We start from the raw sequence: 18,253 nt of genomic DNA on the forward strand, positions 1-18,253 counted from the left end.
CCTGAGCGTGTCTGTCGGCGATGGAGCCAACCCGGTGATCAGCGCCGTGACCGGCACCGAGATGACCGAGGCCAATCAGGGGGCCAAGGATGTGGTCAGCCACATGAGCTTCACCGTGAGTCACGGCGCCGATGCCCTCGATGCGACCAGTTTGAAGTTCGATATCGGTGCCATCCAGCAGAGTCTGGACGGCAAATACAGCAGCCACGGCAGCCCTGTGACCTTCACCCTGGACGCTGACGGCTCCCTGGTGGGCACCAGCGCCGACGGCCGCACCGTGCTGCGCGCCGAGCTGGATCTGGTGGATAACAACGGTAACTGGAGCGTCACGGCCAAGGTGACCCTGAGCGGTGAGCTGGATCATCAGGGCAACGAGTCCCTGGATCTGCCGCTGACCGTGACCCTGACCGACAAGGACGGTGACAGTGTTTCCACCGACTTGCCGCTGGTCATCAAGGATGGCAACGCGCCTGGCTTCGTGGCGGGCAGCGGGGTGAGCCTGGATGAGGGCAACCTCGATGGCAGCAACACCCTGACCGGCACCGGCCACTTCACCGTGGACGCCGGCTCGGATCGGGTGAGCGAAGTGTCGTTTGCCGATATCGCGGAGCAGCCAGCCCTGACCGCGCTGGGCCAGAGCGTGAAATACGAACTGGTGGACGGCGATGCCAGTATCCCGGGCAATCAGATCCTCAAGGGCTATGTGGAAGTCAATGGCCAGCGGGTCGAGGTGCTGCAGGTCGAAATCAGCGGCAAGCTCGACAACGCCGCCAACAACGGCTTCGACTACAAGGTGACCCTGTTCGAAGGGGTGCACCAAGCCAACGGCAGCAGCACGGATCTGCCGTTCAAGATCAATGTCGTCGACAGTGACAAGGGTGCGGGCAACAACGACAGCACCAGCGGCACCCTCAACGTCAGCATCGGCGAGGGGAACAACCCGACCATCACCCTGACCGGGGTGACCCTGAAAGAAGGGCGCTTCGACGGCGCCGCCAGCGGTGCGACTGGCGACGATCAACACGCCACCGGCCACCTGACCATCACCGCCGACTCGGATCCCGTGGTGGACGTGCGGCTGACCCTTTCCGGCCAAGTATTGGATGCGAGCGGCAACCCCATCACCCACAACGGTGAGGCCCTGACCTGGCAGGAAGTGCCGGGCAGCAACGGCCACAGCTTCCAGGCGATCAGCCAAAGCGGCACCCTGGTGTTGACGGTCACCCTGCCGAATGTGCCGGGCCGCATCGAAGCTCACAGCGACGCGACCCTGGACTACCAGGTGACGGTGCACACCAACCTGGATCACGGGGCGAGCGACAACCTCAACCTGAGCCTGCCAGTACAGGTGACCGACAGCGACGGCTCGGTGATCAATGGCAGCACTAACGTGGTGATCACCGATGCCGCCGATCCGTTGATCTCGAATATCGAGTCCGTGCGGGTTGAAGAGGCGGATCTGGATGCGAGCAACACCCAGCACCCCGGCACTACCCCGACCGAAAGCGGGGAGGCCGCAGGGGGCAAGGTGACCATCGGCGCCGGCTCGGACAGGGTTGCCTCCCTCGAGCTGGATGTGGCGGCCTTCAATCAGGCGAATCACCTCACCTCCGGTGGCAAGGAGATCACCCTGGCCGCCCATAGCCCGGGTTGGTATCTGGCGAGCGCCGAGGGTGGCAAGCCGGTGTTCTGGATCCACCTCGACGTCAACGGCAGCTACAGCTTCCATCTGGTAGGCCAGCTCGATCACGGTGCCCAGGGCAAGGATGAGCTCGGCATCGAGATCCCCCTGTATGTGACCGACCATGACGGGGATCGCAGCCCCAACGTGACGGTCGAAGTGCAGGTGCAAGATGACATGCCGATTGGCACCAGCCTGGCCCATAACCTGAGCGAGACCGGCAGCGTCGTAAACGGCGATCTGCTGCCCCCCGCCAACGAGGGGGCCGACGGCGCCAGGGTGGCCTCGGTCACCGTCAACGGTGAGGTGCATGCCATCAACGGCAGCCTGACCCTGGATGTGATGAGCCCGGATGGCAAGCAGGTGATGGGATCCCTGACCATAGGTGAGGACGGCAACTACAGCTTCACACCAAGGCCAGGTTTTGATCACGATGCCGCCAGCCTCAGTCAGCGCATCACCGCCCAGATCGTTGACGGCGATGGCGATACCGCCGAGAGCACCCTGACCCTCAATCTGGAAGACGAGGCGGTGCGCTTCACCGTGAACGGGGCGACCGGGCAGGAGGATCAGGGGGCCCAGGATCCGAGCCAGGGCATTGCCATCAACATGCAGCTGGACATCGGTGACTTCGACAGGGGTGAGCACGTGGATCAACTGCTGATCCAGGCCCCCGCCAACGCACACGGCACCTTCTACTACAACGGGGTGGCGCTCACCACCACGGCCGATGGCAAGTGGTTCATAGTGCCGCCCGAGGCCATGGTTACCAGCGACAACGTTCACTACAGCACCTCGGGTCTGACCTTCGTGCCGGCGGACGACTGGTCGAGCTGGAGCAACAACAAGCAGCCGCTGCACTTCCAGGTACAGGTGGAAGTCGGGGTCACCGAGGGGACCCCACCGCCGGCGATAACTGGAGATCTCGCCATCACGGTGCAAGGCATCGCCGACAAGCCGGAATGGGATGCCAATAGTACGCATCAGCACTACAGCATCGACGAGGATGGCAACGGCATCGCCCTCAATGTGCAGGCCAACCTCATGGATACCGATGGCTCAGAAACCCTGAGCTACCAGATCGAGTGGACGTCCGGCCAGGGCAACCTGACCCTGAACGGCCAGGAGCTCAAGCCTGATGCCAACGGCATCTATACCGTCAGTGCTGGCGACATCAACAAGATCAATGTGGTACCCGGCAAGGATTACAGCGGCGACATCAAGCTCTCCATCACCCCGGTCAGCACCGAGAAGACACCTGTGGTGAGCGGTCAGGAGAAAGCGCTCGGCGACAGCATAGAGCTGGTGATCAACGTCAACCCGCAGGCGGATGACGCCAAGCTGACCGTGCGCGAGATCCAGGGCAAGGAAGACACCCTGCTCAATCTGGGCAGCAAGATAGTCCTCAGCCATCTGGGAGATACCGCGGACGGCTCGGAGCAGATGTTTGTGCGCATCAGCGGCCTGCCCGCCGGCGCCACCCTGCTGCTCGGCGGGGTCGCGGTTGCCATGGATGCGAACGGTTATTACGAGGTGCCCTACGATCGCATCAATGAACTGCAACTGCAGCCGCCGAAGGATAGCAACGTCGACTTCGAGCTCACCATCAAGGGGGTGGTGAAGGACACAGCCACCCTGACCGATGCCAACGGCCAGACTCATGTGGTCGTCAACGAGAAGGAGACGGGTTCCCAGAGCCTGCACGTGGATTTGGTGGGGGTAGTGGACGCCCCACACTTCGATCTGACCAGCACAGGCTGGACCCCGGAAGGTAGCGGCTACAGCATCACCATCGATGAAGATGGCAAGGCACCGCTGAACTTCAAGCTCGAGTCGGGGGAGACGACGGGTGACGGCTCCGAGAGCCTCAACCTGGTGCTGGAGGGCTTGCCGGAAGGGGCCAAGGTATTCGATAACAGCGGTAATGAGGTGACTCTGACCTTCGCCGGTCTGGATGCCCGGGGCAATCCCCTCTATCAGGTCAATGTGTCGAGTCTCGGCAACCTGCAGATCCAGCCTCCGCCCAACAGCACCGCCGATATTCACCTCATCGGCCACGTGGTGGTGACCGAGAACGACGGGGATCACAAGAGCTTCGACGTGCCGCTCACCATCAAGGTGGAGCCCGAGATCGATGCCAGCAACTATGACAAGACCAGTCATGGCCTGGAAGACCAGTATGTGGTGCTCGACTGGCATCCAACGCTGACCGATGGTGCCGAGCAGGTGACGCACCTCAGCCTCTCCGGCATCGAGCCCGGCTACGAGATCTGGATACGCGTGGGTGGTGTCGAAACCCAGCTCAGCGTGAACGGCGGTGTCGTGGACTTGAGCGATGCGGATCTGCAGAGCCTGCTCAGCGGCGGCCAACTGCTGGTACGGGCACCGGAGGACAGCGACAAGGACACCCATATCCAGAGCCACGTGACTGTGACTCAGCATGACGTGGACTCCGGCGCCATGGCCCAGAAGGTGATCGACGGCAACCTGCACGTGGATATCCAGGCCGTGGTAGAGCCCGATGGCAATCTGGTGCAGACGGGCGGGGCGCTGGAGAGCCCGGACGGGCACGATATCCCGCTCAATGGGGTCTTCGCATTCGAGGATCTGGATCCCAGCAGCGTCGAGACCATCGACTATCTGGTGATCAGCGACCTGCCACCGGGCTTCGTGGTGATAGGCGGGATCAACGACGGTTACGGCAACTGGACTGTGCCCCACGATGCCCTCGGCAGTTATGCCTTGCGCTCTCCCGATGGCTTCACCGGCACCGTCAACTTCAAGGTGAGTGCCCAGGTCGTCGACTTGAGCGATGACGGGGATGTGAGCGCCAGCGTGCGCAAGGACTTGAACGCCAGCGCCGACTTCCATGCGGCCACCCATTCGGGTCAAATTGCGGCGGATGTCACCTTCGACAATGTCCAGCACATCACCGGGGTGGAGGATCACAGCGTCGACTTCGGCAACCAGCTCAAGAGCATGATCACCCTGGGCACGGCGGACATCGGCGATGACGAGCTCAGCATCGTCATCACCGGCCTGCCACCCGGCGTGAGCGTGCAGGGGCTCACCTTTGACTTCGTCAACGGCGAGTACCTTATCAAGCTGCCGGGTGGCCTCGGCGATCTCGACAAGCTGACGCTTTCCCTGCCGGAGGACTATGCGGGCGACGATCTGAGCCTGCACGTGCGGCTGGTCAACACCGACACCCTGAGTGGCGATACCAAGACGGCGGATCAGGACATCCGCCTCTCCATCACCCCCGAGGTCGACGTCAATGGCGGCAACGATGGCATGCCGAGCCTGCAGCTCGATGTGAAGGATGTGAACGGTGACGGCCAGCCGGACAACCTGGAAGACACCGAGATCCACCTCGATCTCTCGGTCAAGCTGGCGGACATCAGCCCCTCGGTGGCCAATGGTGGCCTCGAGACGGTAGAGAAGGTAACCGTGACCGTCGATGCCAAGTACGGCCACTTCCTCGATGCCAACGGCAATCCCGTCCAGGCGCTGGTGGTGGATGCCAATGGCCTCAAGGATCTGGTGTTTATCCCCAAGGAGCATTTCAGCGGTCAGGTGCCGCTCGATGTGACTGTGGATATCCTGGATACCGCCACCACTGGCACGGATACCGGCAGCTGGAGCGGACAGGTAGGCTTCGAGGTCAAACCGGTCAACGATCCGGCCAAGATCACCGTGCACGACGTGCAGGGGGGTGAGGATGGCAGCGTCAATCTGGGGGGGGTCGGCGCCGAGCTTATCGACACCGACGGCTCCGAGCAGATAGTGGGGCTGCAGATCACCGGAGTACCGGATGGCTTCACTCTGTCGGCCCCGGCGGTCAACAATGGCAACGGCGTCTGGCAGATACCCGTGGGGACCGATTTCTCCACCCTGACCCTGATCCCGCCGGCCGATTTTAGCGGCAGCGTGGATCTGACCCTGACCGCCTACACCCTGGACAATGGCCTCAGCGTTCCCCTTGGGACCAGCGGCAACTTCACCGTCACCGTCAATCCGGTGGGGGATGCCATCATCGCCGACATTGAAACCAAGGCAAGTGGCATCGAGGGGGACGTGATCACCCTGAACCTGGGGCTGGAGACCCGGGATACCCAGGCTACCGGCGGCAGCGCCGGCAACGTGCACGAGAATGGCCCCGAACAGGTGCGGGTCACCATAGAGGGCGTGCCTGATGGGGCACAGATCCGCCTGCCAAACGGGGTCAATGGCACAGTGGTGGATCTTGGCAACGGTCGCTGGCAGGTCACCACGGATGGTACCAAGCTGGACGCTATCGAACTGGTGACCAATGACGCCAATGGCGCCCTGGATCTTAAAGTCACGGCTCAGAGCCTCGACAACGGCGCCCTCGGCCCCGAGGTCAATGGCACCATTCACGTGGACGTGAGCCCGGTCAATGACGCGCCCATCAACGTCTTGCCAACGGATCCCCAGGTGGCGCAGGAGGATCAGCCCTTCGTCATCCAGGGTCTGCAGGTGAAGGACGTGGATGCGGGCAGCGGCGACATGAAAGTGACCCTGTCGGTGGAGCATGGCACCCTCAATCTGCCATCGGGCAGCGGGGTGACAGTGGTGGGCAACGGTAGCGGCTCTCTGGTGCTGACCGGCTCGCTGGATGCCATCAACGCCCTGCTCAATGGCGGCCTGACTTATCAGGGCAACCCGGATTATCACGGCGGCGACAACCTGACCATGGTCACCAATGACAATGGCAACACCGGCAGTGGTGGGGCGCTGAGCGACACCGACGTGCTGCCCATCGAGGTGCAACCGGTCAACGATGCCCCCGTCAACGTGCTGCCAAGCGATCCCCAGGTGGCGCAGGAGGATCACCCCTTCGTCATTAATGGCTTGCAGGTGAAGGACGTGGATGCGGATGGCGGCGCCATCGAGGTGACCCTGTCCGTCGAACACGGCACCCTCAATCTGCCGGCGGGCAGCGGGGTGACTGTCACCGGCAACGGCACAGGATCCCTGGTGCTGAGTGGCTCGCAAGATGCCATCAATGCCCTGCTAAGCGGTGGCGTCACCTATCAGGGTGAGCAGGACTTCAATGGCCAGGATGCCCTGACCATGGTGACCAACGACAATGGCAACACCGGCAACGGCGGCGCCCTGAGCGACACCGATGTGCTGCCCATCGAGGTGCAACCGGTCAACGATGCCCCGATCAACCAGGTGCCGGACGCCATGCAAGTGAAGGAGGACGGTTCTCTGTCCCTGTCCGGCATCAGCGTCAAGGACGTGGACGCCGGCAGTGCGCCCCTGTCCATGGTGCTGCGGGTCGAGCACGGGGTGCTGACCCTGCTCGGGGCGGCGGGCGCCGTCAATGTGCAGGGGGCGGGGACCAATGTGATCACCCTGGTGGGGTCGCTCGATGATCTCAACGCGCTCATCAATGGCAACCTGCACTACGAGCCGGCCAAGGACTTCTGGGGTCAGGACAACCTGACCATCACCACCTCGGATCAGGGCAACACGGGCGCTGGTGGCGTGTTGACCGATAGCTCCACCGTTGGCATCCAGGTCACCGCCGATGCGGACGATCCGCTCTTGAGCCTGGGGACCCACGACATCCATGCCCTGCAAGGGGCCTGGGTGCCGCTCAATCTCAGTGCCAGTGTGGTCAATCCGGAAACCGGCGAGCTTTCGGTGCGGATCCAGAATCTGGGCAGTGCCCAGGTGGTGGATGAGCACGGCCAGAGCGTAGGCCATGCCGACGGCACTGACTGGCTGCTGCCCATGGATCAGTCGGTACCGCTCTACCTGAGCGGCCTGACTCCGGGGGATCACGCCCTGATCCTGACGGCCGAGTCGAGCGCGGGTGGCAATGTCCTCAGCTCGGCCCAGGAGACCCTCAACATCCATAGCCAGAGCGGTCATGACTTGCTGGGCACGGCTCAGGCGGACTGGTTGTTTGGCTCAAGCGGTGACGACAGGATCCTGGGCGGGCTGGGGGATGACGTGCTGCGCGGTGGCCAAGGCAACGACACCCTGACCGGCGGCGACGGCAGCGATCTCTTCGTGTGGGGCAGCGGTGATGAGGGGACGGCGGGGCAACCGGCCATCGACACCATCACCGACTTCCAGCCGGCCCAGGGGGACAGGATCGATCTGGCGGACCTGCTCAAGGGGGTGACCGACAACAGCGTGGATGGCTTGCTCAATCACCTCTCCGCCTCTGTCACCGCCGGCAGCGGCGGCCTGAGCGATGTCAGCCTGTCGGTGTCGCCGGCGGGGGATGGTCATGTCACCCAGCAGATCACCCTGAAGGACGTGGATCTCAGTGGCTGGAACCTGAGCGGCTCCTCCTCCCACGACATACTGCAGTCCATGCTGGATCAGCACAGCCTGATCATCCAGCACCCTTGATAGAGAGGGGCAGATAAAAAGAGCCGGCAATTGCCGGCTCTTTGTTTTTCTGCGCGATTGTTTTTAGGTTATGTCGTCATTCATTGCTGATATAGAAGGTTACCTGTTCTGGATTGATGGTTGGCAGTGTTTATCCCTTATGTCAGCGCCTGAGCCAGCGGATGGAGCTGGTGTTCACAAGGGGGCAGGTGTGCTCAGCTCGCCTTACCCCTACCCGTCAGGCCAGCGCCTGGGCCAGCAGATGGATGGGGTGCTCGCAACGGAACGGCGTGCTCATCTCGATCTGCCACTTGCAGGTCTCGCAGTCGGTAATGACGAGATCAGGCTTGAGGCGGTTTATCTGATCAAAGAGCCCTTCGCCTATGTCCTGACTGGTCTGGTAGTTCTCCGACTTGAAGCCGTAGGTGCCGGCGATGCCGCAGCACTGGGAGTCCAGTACCGTCACCTTGACTCCGGGAATGGCCCGCAGCAGCTCGAGCGTGTAGATGACGCCCCCCATCTTCTCCATGTGGCAGGGGGTGTGGTAGGCAATGTGCAAGCCCAGCGGCTTCATGGCCGGTTTGTTGCCACGATAGAACTCGTTCCACAGGAAGCGGGTCACCAGGGAGATGCGATCCCGCACCCTGTGGTTGTCCTGCTCCAGCAGGTGGGGGTATTCGTCTCTCAGGGTGAAGCCGCAGGTGGAGGAGGTGGCCAGGAGCGGCATCTCGTTGCCAAGCAGGGTGTTCTCCAGCTGCTGGATGTTGAAGGCGGCCTGGCGCTTGGCCTTGTCCATGAAGCCGTTGGCGATGAGCGGCACGCCGCAGCACTTCTCCCGCGCAAGCAGTTGCACGCCGATATTCATGGCGTTGAGTACCTGCACCAGCTCCTTGCCGAGCTGGGGATGGTTGTAGTTGACGTAGCAGCCGTGAAAGTAGGCAATCTGGCGCTTGTAGCTGGCCTGGTTAGCCTTCTGCTTCTTGTACCAGCCGCGGAAGGTGCCCTGGGAGTACTTGGGCAGATCGCGGTGGGAGGAGACGCCGAGGGCCTTGTCCAGCACCAGCTTCATGGGTTTTAGGCCGGTGGTGAAGTTGACCACGGGCGCCATCAGGGTGGACATGCTGCCCATCAGATCCGTGTGGGAGAGCACGAACTCGCGGATCCCCGGCTTGAAGCCGCCGTACTGGTGCTTGGCCTTGGCGATGATGTCACCGATGCGCACCCCGCTCGGGCAGGCCACCTCACAGCGCTTGCAGTTGGTACAGTGCTTGAGGGCGCTGTCGAACAGCTCGGGGCTCTTGATGCGCAGCCGCTCCCCGTCGGGGCCGGCCTGTTTGGGGCCAGGGTAGGCGGGGTTGGCCTTGGCCACCGGGCAGTAGGCGGTGCAGACGGTGCATTTGATGCACTGATCGAAGGTTTGGTTGGCGTGATCCAGTAGCATGATTTACTCCTCCCTGGCCGGATTGAAAGCACAAGAGACGCGGCAATAGGATGATCTGGCGGACAGTCGACTGTCCGCAGTGGCATAGGGCAGGGCAGTCATCTCAGACCCCCGCCAGAATATGACCGGCGACCTGCCAGCCGGTGGCGACGGCGACCCCGGAGCCCGACCCTTCGCGCACTGGGTCGTAGTGCGCCAGCACGCTGCCGGCGCCATAGAGGTTGCTGAGGGGCTTGCCACCGCGCAGCACCCGCAGCTGGGCGTCGGTCTTGACTCCGAAGCCCAGGAAGGGGTGGTGGTCGAACAGGCGGCGACCGGCCCAGGCGTCGCGCTCCGGCAGGCTCAGCACATCGGCATCGAAGATGGGCTCGCGGATGCCGCCGAGGCGCGATTCGAGCCCCCGGCTGAAGAAGCTGCCGGAGGCGAGCACGAAGTGTTCTGCCTCGAACAGCTGATCGTCGCCGTTCTGGCTATGAACCCCGATCACCCTATCTCCCTCATAGCGGGCGCCCAGCACCCGCTCGCTGGTGAGGAAGGTGCCGCCGAGGGCCAGGAAGCGGCGCTTGAGCGCCTCCTGCATCCGCATGCCGATGAGGGACGGCGGCATGGTGGCGACTTCGCGAATGGTGCAGCCGGTGCGTTTCTCGAGCTCGGCGAGGCGCGGGCCGACCAGCCCCAGGGAGAGGCAGGCGGGCAGCACTATGTGGCGGCAGCTTGGCTCGCCGCATTCCCGTACCATGCGGGTTATCTCGCGGGCGAGATCCGCCAGCAGATCGGGCTGGTCGCCCTTTTGTTTGTCAAACAGGCGGGCTATGTCGGCGGAGCGAAACTCGTGGGGATTGCGGCTGAACTCGGCCAGCTGGGGCAGCCGGATCTCGCCGGTCAGGATCCGGCAGTGGGCGAAGCGAGGCTGAATCGCCAGATTGGCCGCCGCCAGCGCCGGGTGAAAATCGCGAAAACCTTCCAGAGTCGCCAGCAGCAGGCTGTTGGGGACAGGGGCATCGGTGACGCAGGCGCAGGTATCGGGGGAGAGCCAGGTGGCCTTCAGGGTACCGATGGGGGTCAGCCGCTGGTGGTTGTGCTCCTGGCGAAACAGGGCCAGTCCCTCCAGGGCGCAGTGGCGCTGCAGATCCGCGAGGCTCGCTGCTATGTTGGCGAGCCCGACCTTGGCGTAGGGATGATCAGGGTGCGCGGCCAGGAAGGCGGGCAGGGCGGTGCGGGGATCCCCGGGACCGTCCAGCAGATCGACCGAGCCGGAGGAGAAGTGAAGCGCGCTCTGGCCCGAGGCCATCAGCAGGGTGCGCTGGCCCGCCTCGGCCAGACGCAGCGCCGCCGACAGCCCCGCCATGCCACCACCGATAACGATGTTGTCGAATTTCATGATGGCTCTCCTTGAGTCGATGATACGGGCTCGGTGCCGGTCTCCGGGGTGGCGGCAACCAGCTGGGGCGCCGTCCATTCGCCGAGGCCAAACAGCCCCTCGTAGATCCAGTAGGTAAATTCGGTCTCCCGCAGGGCATCCCCCCAGAGCACGGGGCGGGTCCCCTTGTGGCGCTCCTCCAGGAACTGGCGCAGCATGACACAAGCCTCGCGGCCGTCGGCCTTGCCGTACTCCTGCATCAGGCCGGCGGCGCGGTAGGCGCACAGCTCTCCCTGACAGGGGCCCATGCCGAGTCGGGTGCGGCGGCGCAGATCCACCAGGTTGTCCACGTCCAGCTCCCGCAGGGCGTATTCGATTTCGCCCGCGGTCACCATCTCGCACTCGCAGATGAGGGCGTTGGCCTTGGGGTTATCCCGGAAAAACGCGATGACCCGCTCGCCGTGACGATACTGGGCCGAGCCTTCGACCGGGACGCTGAGGCCGGGGGCGGAGACCTTCTCCGGCTCCCGGGAACCCGGCAAGGAGAGCTCGGCGGTGCGGCAGGGCCGGCTGTTGCCAAGCTTGTTGGCGATGAGATCGGTGGCCCACTCGGCCATCAGCCGGTAGGTCATCAGCTTACCGCCGGTGATGGTGTTGAAACCCTTGAGGCCGTCCCGCTCTGCGTGATCCAGCAGCACTATGCCGCGGCTGATGTTGCGGCCGGTCTCGTCGCCGTCTACCGCCACCAGCGGGCGAACCCCGGCGTAGGCGCGCAGCAGGCGGGTGCGGGCCATGATGGGGGCGAGCTTGATCCCCTCGCGCAGCAGCACCTCGACCTCCTGGGGATCCACGCTCAGCTGATCGATCTTGTGGTAATCGATGCGGCTCGAGGTGGTGCCGATGAGGGAGATGGTGTCGCCCGGCACCAGAATGTCCGCATCCGCCGGTTTGCGGGCGCGGTTGAGCACCATCTGGTTGATGCGGTAATCCATGATGAGCAGGGAGCCCTTGGCCGGGAACATGCGGATGCCGAGATCGGCATACTCGCAGATCTGCTGGCCCCAGATGCCGGCGGCGTTGATCACCTCCTGACACTCCACTTCGAACGCCTCGCCGGTGCGAGTGTTGATGGCCCTGACACCGTGGACCCTGTCCTGCGTGCGCAAGAGCCCCAGCACCTTGCTGTGGGTGAAGATGCGGGCACCGTGCTCTTTCGCATCCAGCACGTTGGCGGCGGCGAGGCGGAAGGGATCGACGGTGCCGTCAGGCACACGAATGGCACCGATCAACGCCGGGTTGACGTTGGGTTCGAGGCGCAGCGCCTCGCGGGGATCCAGCTGCTGGGTCGCGATGCCTGCTTGGGCGCAGGCGGCCATGAAGGTGGTTTGAAAGCCGATGTCATCTTCCGGCAGGGTGACGAAGAGGCCGCCGGTGTCCTCGACGCAGTGGCTGGCGATCCGCTTGAGGATGCGGTTCTCCTGAATGCATTCCCGGGCGGATTCCGGATCCGTCACCGCGTAGCGGGCTCCCGAGTGGAGCAGGCCGTGATTGCGGCCCGTGGTGCCTGCGGCGATGTCATCCCGCTCCAGCAGGACGCAGTCGATGCCGCGCAGCGCGCAATCGCGCATGATGCCGGCGCCGGTGGCACCGCCGCCTATGATGACGACTTCCGTGGTTATTCTTTTCATTCTTGACCGTCTCATCTCGTCCAGATGGGGCCAGTGTGGCGCCTTCCAGGTCAAAAATGTTTGATATGGGCCAAGTTAATGTTCGCAAACGCTCACAAATGCCAAGCTAATGAACAAAGTGTGATTGTTATCACAGAGGAAGAACGGAAAAAGGGGCCCGGGGCCCCTGTTCTCTGGCGTCATGACGGCCAGTCTGGTTGTTATTTATGCTGTTAAAATCAGTTTTTCATGTCGTTTTCACCGCCACGGGCGGAGTGCCCGGGATCTTCGCTCATCAGCCGCAGCATTTCTTGTGCTTCTTGCCGCTGCCACAGGGGCAGGGATCGTTGCGGCCCACCCGCAGCGGCGCCGGATCCTGCTCGCCGTCGGTGTAGACCCAGCGCCCCTGATAGCGCACGAAGCGGGAGCGTTCGTGCAAACAGTGGCGCTCATCTCCCTCCACAAACCAGGCCTTGAACTCCACCGTGCCGGCGTCATCGGCTGGGCCGCCTTGGGCGGCGAGGATCTCCAGTCCATCCCAGCGGGTATCGGTCTGGGAGAGCTGCTCCGCCGTCAGTGTTCCCAGGAAATCCGGGTGCCAGCTGTGCACCAGATAGTCGCCAAGCCCCAGCACGAAGGCGCTGTAGCGCGAGCGCATCAGCTGCTCTGGGGTGGTGGCGTGCTGGCCGGCGTGCAGCGCACCGCAGCACTGGGGGAGAGAAAGGGCGGAACCGCAAGGACATTGGCTCATGAGTCAGTTTATCGGGTCGATATAGAAGGTGGCGGGATTGTAGCGAAAGCGGCCCCCCCTCGGCCAGCAGGTCGAACTGGTAGGAACGGAACACCCACATAAAAAAGGCTAAAGGAAGTACAAGATGACTCTGAAACAGAAGATCCTGTTATTGGGCGCTATCCCCGTGCTGCTGATGGCCCTGGTGGTCAACCTCAGCAACTATCTGATTTCCAAGAACGATCTGGAATCTGAACTGGTAGTGGCGCGGGACAAGGCGGTCAAGGAGCGCAAGGAGTTGCTCAGCAGCTACCTGATGCTCGCCAAGACGGCCATCGAAAAAGAGTATGCCGCGCCGGACAGCCCCGAGGCACGTGCGCGAGTGAAGGAGATCCTGCGGCCATTGCGCTATGGCAGCGATGGTTACTTCTTCGTTTACGACTTCAAGGGAGATACCGTGCTGCTGCCCACCCGCCCCGAGGTGGAAGGTAAAAACCGCTGGCAGGACAAGGATGCCAAGGGCACCCTGCTCATTCAGGAGATCATCAAGGCGGCGCAGCAGGGGGACGGTTACTCGGAGTACTGGACCAACAAGCCGTCCCTCGGTCGCGATGCCCCCAAGCTCTCGTTCAACCTGGTGCTCGACAAGTACCAGTGGGTGGTCGGCACCGGCTTCTACATCGATGACATCGACAGCGAGCTGGCGGCCCTGCGCAGTGAACGCGAGAGCAACATGCACGCCTCCCTGCAAACCGGGGTGCTGCTCATCTTGCTGATCCTGGGGGTGACCCTGGCGGCCACCGTGGTGATCAGCAACAGAGTCACCCGGCCGCTGGCGGATGCGGTCTCGGCCCTCAATGACATCGCCGACGGGGACGGGGATCTGACTCAGCGCCTCAAGGTGCAGAGCCAGGACGAGGTGGGCCAGCTGGCCAGCGCCTTCAATCGCTTCGTCGAGCGGATCCAGTCGGTGGTGAGCCAGGTAGGGGAGACCAGCCATCAGCTGCTCGGGGCCGTGGACAAGCTCCATCGCCTGAGCGAGCACTCCGACAAGCAGATGCACGGCCACGGTCGGGAGACGGATCAGGTGGTCACCGCCGTGACCGAGATGAGCTCCACCGCCCAGGAGGTGGCGGCCAGTGCCTCCAACGCGGCCACGGCCACCAGCGACGCGGCCCGGGAGTCCGACGCCGCCCGCGAGGTGGTGGGCAGTGCCATCGGCAGCATCAACCGGCTGGTGGAGGAGGTGCACACCGCCTCCGGGGTCATCGAGCAGCTGGCCCAGGAGACCGGCAAGATAGGCTCAGTGGTGGAGGTCATTCGCGGCATCGCCGATCAGACCAACCTGCTGGCGCTCAACGCCGCCATCGAGGCGGCCCGGGCTGGCGAGCAGGGTCGCGGCTTTGCGGTGGTGGCGGACGAGGTGCGATCGCTCGCCGGGCGTACCCAGCAGAGCACCAAGGAGATCAACGAGATGCTGCAACGGCTGCAAGGCGGGGTGAAGCAGGCGGTGGAGGTGATGCAGGCCAGCGAGGCGCGCAGCCAGGAGACGGTGCAGGAGGCGAGTCACATCGCCAGCTCCCTCGACAGCATGGTGACGGCAGTCGGTACCATCAACGACATGAACATCCAGATCGCCACCGCCGCCGAGGAGCAGCACGCGGTCTCCGAGGAGATCAACAAGAACCTGGTGGCCATCCAGCAGATCGTCAGCGAGCTGACCGAGGCGGCCGGTGAGTCCAACACCACCACCAGGGCCCTGGCGGGGACGGGTGACAAATTGCGTCAACTGGTCTCCCGCTTCCGTTACTAGTCACATTTTTGCCGTCTGGACGTCATTTCCAGACGGCAAATTTGGGGATCGCCGCAGAATGTGGGAAAATCGCGCCATTCGTTCTTTTCGTTAGCCCCATACCCTATGAATGAGATCGTGAAAGGCAGTATCGATTTGATCCGGCAGCTCAACTACGGTCTGGTCTACGCCAGCCTGGAAGAGCACAAGGAACTGTCCCGTACCGATCTGTCCCGTTTGACCGGTCTCTCACCGGCCAGCATCACCAAGATCACCCGCGAGCTGCTTGATGGCGGCCTGGTCGTCACCTGTGGCGAGAGTTCGGTGGGGCGTGGCCGCCGCCAGACCCTGCTGCGCATCAACGAACGTCGCTTCCAGTTTCTCTCCATGCGCCTCGGCCGCGGCTATGTGGACATGGCCCTGTTCGATCTGGCCGGTCACTCCCTGGCCCGCCATCGCCATCTGTTCAGCGAGGAGGAACGTGCCTCCCTGCTGCCCAGCCTGGTGCGGGCCATCGAGGGCTTCCTGCCGAAGAAGGCGCTGCGGCTCGCCTGCATCGCGCTCTGCCTGCCGGGGCAGGTGGAGCGCCACTCCGGCATGGTCAAGCACTTTCCCTTCTACGATCTGCGCAACTGGCCCCTGGGGCCGACCTTGCAGGAGGCGTTCGAGGTGCCCGTGCTGGTGAGCGGTGACGTGCGTACCTGGATCCAGGCCGAGCGGGAGTGGGGCGCCGCCAAGAACTGCGCCGATGCGGTGCTGGTGTTCGTCCACAACGACATAGGGGTGGGCATGGTGGTCAACGGCCAGCTCATCGAGAGCGAGTCGGCCCTGCTCGGCGATCTCAGCCACCTGCAGCTTGAACCCTATGGTCAGCGCTGCTACTGCGGCGGCTTCGGTTGTGCCTGCACCCTGGTGACCAATCAGGCGCTGGAGGCGCAATACCGGGACCTGCGCGAGCGCATGCAGGAGCACGATCTGCCGGCGAGCGTCAACATCCGCGAGCTGTGCGAGCTGGCGCTGGCGGGCAACAGCCTGTGCCAGGACATACTGCATCAGGCGGCGGGCCGGCTCTCCCGGGTGCTCGCCAACCTCATCTGCCTGCTCAACCCGGGCAAGCTGCTGCTGGGGGGGGAGATCACCCGCGCCGATCGATTGTTGTTCCCCATGCTGCACCAGTCCCTGGCCAGCCAGTTGCCGGCCGATTACCTGGTGCGACTGCAAATCGAGTCCACCCACTTCTACGAAGATCCCACCAAGCCCACCTCGGTGCAGGTACACAAGGCCCTGCGTGACGGCAGCCTGCTGCTCGATCTGCTGCGAAGCGACAAGGACGCGTAACACTCTCGCCTGACTGCCACAGGGCTTTGCTGCGGCACCGCAAGGGGCAACCCTGCTGTACGGCCGGTGTAAGAGGCCGCTGGTGATCACTATTGATGCCGGACTGACATGAAAATGGGGCTTCTTCTGGTAGAAACCCCATCGCTGTCTGGGCACAGATCCCCCCGAACTGGCCGAGGCTAGGATTTTTCTTTCTCAGGGGGTGCCTTGTCGGTGGCCTGGTTCTGCAGCTTGATGGCCTCGGTGGCTTTCTGCTTGAGTTGAAGCTGCTCCATCACCAGCTTGTAGGCGATGTAGTACTTGTAGATGTTGCCCACATAGGTGACCGTCTCCGGGCCTATCTTCTCCGCCGCCACGTACTCCACGTTATGGAACCAGACGTTGGGATCCATCCCGCGCTTCTGGGTCTCTGCTCTCAGTCGCGCCACCCGGGCGGGGCCGGCATTGTAGGAAGCGAACGAGAACAGCGCCTTGTCGAGGGCGGTCATGGGTTCGTCGGCGTAGTAGTGATCTATCATCCAGCGCATGTATTTGACGCCGCCATGGATGTTGGGCTCGATCTTACGGATGTCACCCACCTTCAATCCCTTGCCGGTGGTGGGCATGATCTGCATGATGCCGATGGCGCCGACGTGGCTGCGCGCCTTCTGGTTGAGGGCCGACTCCTGATACCCCTGGGCTGCCAACAGTAGCCAGTCCACGTCGTAACGATCCCCATACTCGTGAAACAGATCCACCACCTGCAGGAACTTCTTGCGCTCGGCGTCGGCGGCCGCGCTCTTGACGAACTTGTTCTGCTTGAGGTAGCGGCTCAGGATCTCTTCTCCCGTCGCCTTGCCGCGTAGCGCTTTGATCTGTTCGTTGAGCATGGCGAGCAGCTGGGGGCTCTCCTTGCGCACTGCCCAGGCGATGACGCCGCCATCGCGAAATACCGGCTGCTCGTGGATCTGGATGGCCGGGAAGATCTTCTTCCAGAAGCGGGCCTTGTGTTCATCCATGACGATGAAGGGCAACAAGCCTGCATTGACCATCTCTACCAGATCTTCATCTTCCAGCTCCTCCGAGGCCGGCTTGATGTCGATGAGGGGCTCGCCCGCCGCCTTGCGGGCCTCGTTGTAGGCGACCAGGCTCTCAAAATAGCTGGACGAAGGCCTGACGAAGATGCTCTGGCCCCCCAGATCGGCAGCACTCTCCACCTTGGGAGACTGAGGGCCCGAGATGAGCAGCTCGCGCACGTTCTCTATCAGGGGGTCGGAGAACTCGACACCTTGTTGCTTGCGCTTGTCGGTGATGGTGAGGTTGGCGGCGGCGATGTCGCCCTTGCCCGCGATCAGCGAGGTCAGCAGGGCCTCGCGGGCGACCGGGATGAAGACGATGTGCAGCTTGAGGTGACGCTTGATGGCTTTGTCTTTGCGTAACTGCTCGTTGAGCCGTTTCTCTATCTGCATGAAGGCATCGTAGGTGACACCACGCTGCACTCCCTTGTTGATGAAGTAGCCGGTCTTGTTGTAGGTGGTCAGCACCCGGATGGTGCGTCGCTCCTGCATGGCATCGAGATCCCCCAGCATGGGTTTGGACAACTCTGCGCTGGCAAAGGTCAGGGCGCTGCGATTTTCCTCCTCTGCCGCGGCTTGCTTGGCGGGTTCGGCGCTCCAGGCCGGGGCCAGGGAGCAGAGCGCCCAGATCATGACAATCCATAAGTATTTCATAACGTTCACCTCACTCGTTTTATTGAGTGTAAGCGGCGCCTTGGTGGCCCTTTAGCTCATTGGGTTTGGTAACGAAGAGTTGATAGCACGATTCCCGCTATTCAAAATGGGGGGAAATGCGCACAGAAAAAGAAGGAGCCCTTGGGCTCCTTCTTCCTGT

7 protein-coding genes and 1 pseudogene are annotated in these 18,253 nt (G+C 63.0%); 3 read left to right on the plus strand and 5 right to left on the minus strand.

Translation table 11 applies throughout. From position 1 onward, the window contains the following. Position 1: 1 nt before the first annotated feature. Positions 2-8,077: pseudogene (locus tag MM194_RS14590) on the plus strand (type I secretion C-terminal target domain-containing protein); the annotation flags it as partial. Between the two features lie 217 nt (positions 8,078-8,294). Here MM194_RS14590 and glpC read toward each other — a convergent pair. From glpC to MM194_RS14610, 4 genes are all read right to left on the minus strand, one after another. Next, positions 8,295-9,497, minus strand: coding sequence for an anaerobic glycerol-3-phosphate dehydrogenase subunit GlpC (glpC, locus tag MM194_RS14595; protein ID WP_241343964.1), 1,203 nt, complete (start codon positions 9,495-9,497; stop codon positions 8,295-8,297). Positions 9,498-9,600: 103 nt separating this feature from the next. After that, the gene (gene glpB / locus MM194_RS14600) at positions 9,601-10,878 is read right to left on the minus strand and encodes a glycerol-3-phosphate dehydrogenase subunit GlpB (protein ID WP_033130051.1); all 1,278 of its coding nucleotides are present in this window, start codon (positions 10,876-10,878) and stop codon (positions 9,601-9,603) included. Then, positions 10,875-12,545 carry an anaerobic glycerol-3-phosphate dehydrogenase subunit A gene (gene glpA, locus MM194_RS14605; protein WP_241343965.1) on the minus strand — a complete coding sequence of 557 codons (1,671 nt, stop codon included), beginning with the start codon at positions 12,543-12,545 and terminating at the stop codon, positions 10,875-10,877. Before glpA ends, glpB begins: the two co-directional genes overlap by 4 nt. Positions 12,546-12,819: 274 nt before the next feature. After that, positions 12,820-13,275: a YchJ family protein gene (locus MM194_RS14610; RefSeq protein ID WP_241343966.1), complete on the minus strand. Its 456-nt coding sequence runs from the start codon at positions 13,273-13,275 to the stop codon at positions 12,820-12,822. Between the two features lie 124 nt (positions 13,276-13,399). Between MM194_RS14610 and MM194_RS14615 the strand changes: the two genes are divergently transcribed. Together MM194_RS14615 and MM194_RS14620 are read left to right on the plus strand one after the other, a co-directional pair. Then, positions 13,400-15,067 carry a methyl-accepting chemotaxis protein gene (locus MM194_RS14615; RefSeq protein WP_033130049.1) on the plus strand — a complete coding sequence of 556 codons (1,668 nt, stop codon included), beginning with the start codon at positions 13,400-13,402 and terminating at the stop codon, positions 15,065-15,067. A 105-nt stretch (positions 15,068-15,172) separates the two neighbouring features. Further along, positions 15,173-16,384: an ROK family protein gene (locus MM194_RS14620; protein ID WP_033130048.1), complete on the plus strand. Its 1,212-nt coding sequence runs from the start codon at positions 15,173-15,175 to the stop codon at positions 16,382-16,384. Between the two features lie 179 nt (positions 16,385-16,563). On the opposite strand, the gene MM194_RS14625 is transcribed toward MM194_RS14620, so the two are convergent. After that, positions 16,564-18,093: a lytic transglycosylase F gene (locus tag MM194_RS14625; protein ID WP_241343967.1), complete on the minus strand. Its 1,530-nt coding sequence runs from the start codon at positions 18,091-18,093 to the stop codon at positions 16,564-16,566. Positions 18,094-18,253: the final 160 nt, after the last annotated feature.

The organism is Aeromonas sp. MR16 (genome assembly GCF_022549315.1).
GTDB lineage: Bacteria > Pseudomonadota > Gammaproteobacteria > Enterobacterales > Aeromonadaceae > Aeromonas > Aeromonas aquatica.

Excerpts from the sequence above, each read along its gene's own strand:
- glpC (WP_241343964.1), bottom strand. The coding sequence starts at position 9,497 with ATGCTACTGGATCACGCCAACCAAACCTTCGATCAGTGCATCAAATGC.
- glpB (WP_033130051.1), bottom strand. The coding sequence starts at position 10,878 with ATGAAATTCGACAACATCGTTATCGGTGGTGGCATGGCGGGGCTGTCG.
- glpA (WP_241343965.1), bottom strand. The coding sequence starts at position 12,545 with ATGAAAAGAATAACCACGGAAGTCGTCATCATAGGCGGCGGTGCCACC.
- MM194_RS14610 (WP_241343966.1), bottom strand. The coding sequence starts at position 13,275 with ATGAGCCAATGTCCTTGCGGTTCCGCCCTTTCTCTCCCCCAGTGCTGC.
- MM194_RS14615 (WP_033130049.1), top strand. The coding sequence starts at position 13,400 with ATGACTCTGAAACAGAAGATCCTGTTATTGGGCGCTATCCCCGTGCTG.
- MM194_RS14620 (WP_033130048.1), top strand. The coding sequence starts at position 15,173 with ATGAATGAGATCGTGAAAGGCAGTATCGATTTGATCCGGCAGCTCAAC.
- MM194_RS14625 (WP_241343967.1), bottom strand. The coding sequence starts at position 18,093 with ATGAAATACTTATGGATTGTCATGATCTGGGCGCTCTGCTCCCTGGCC.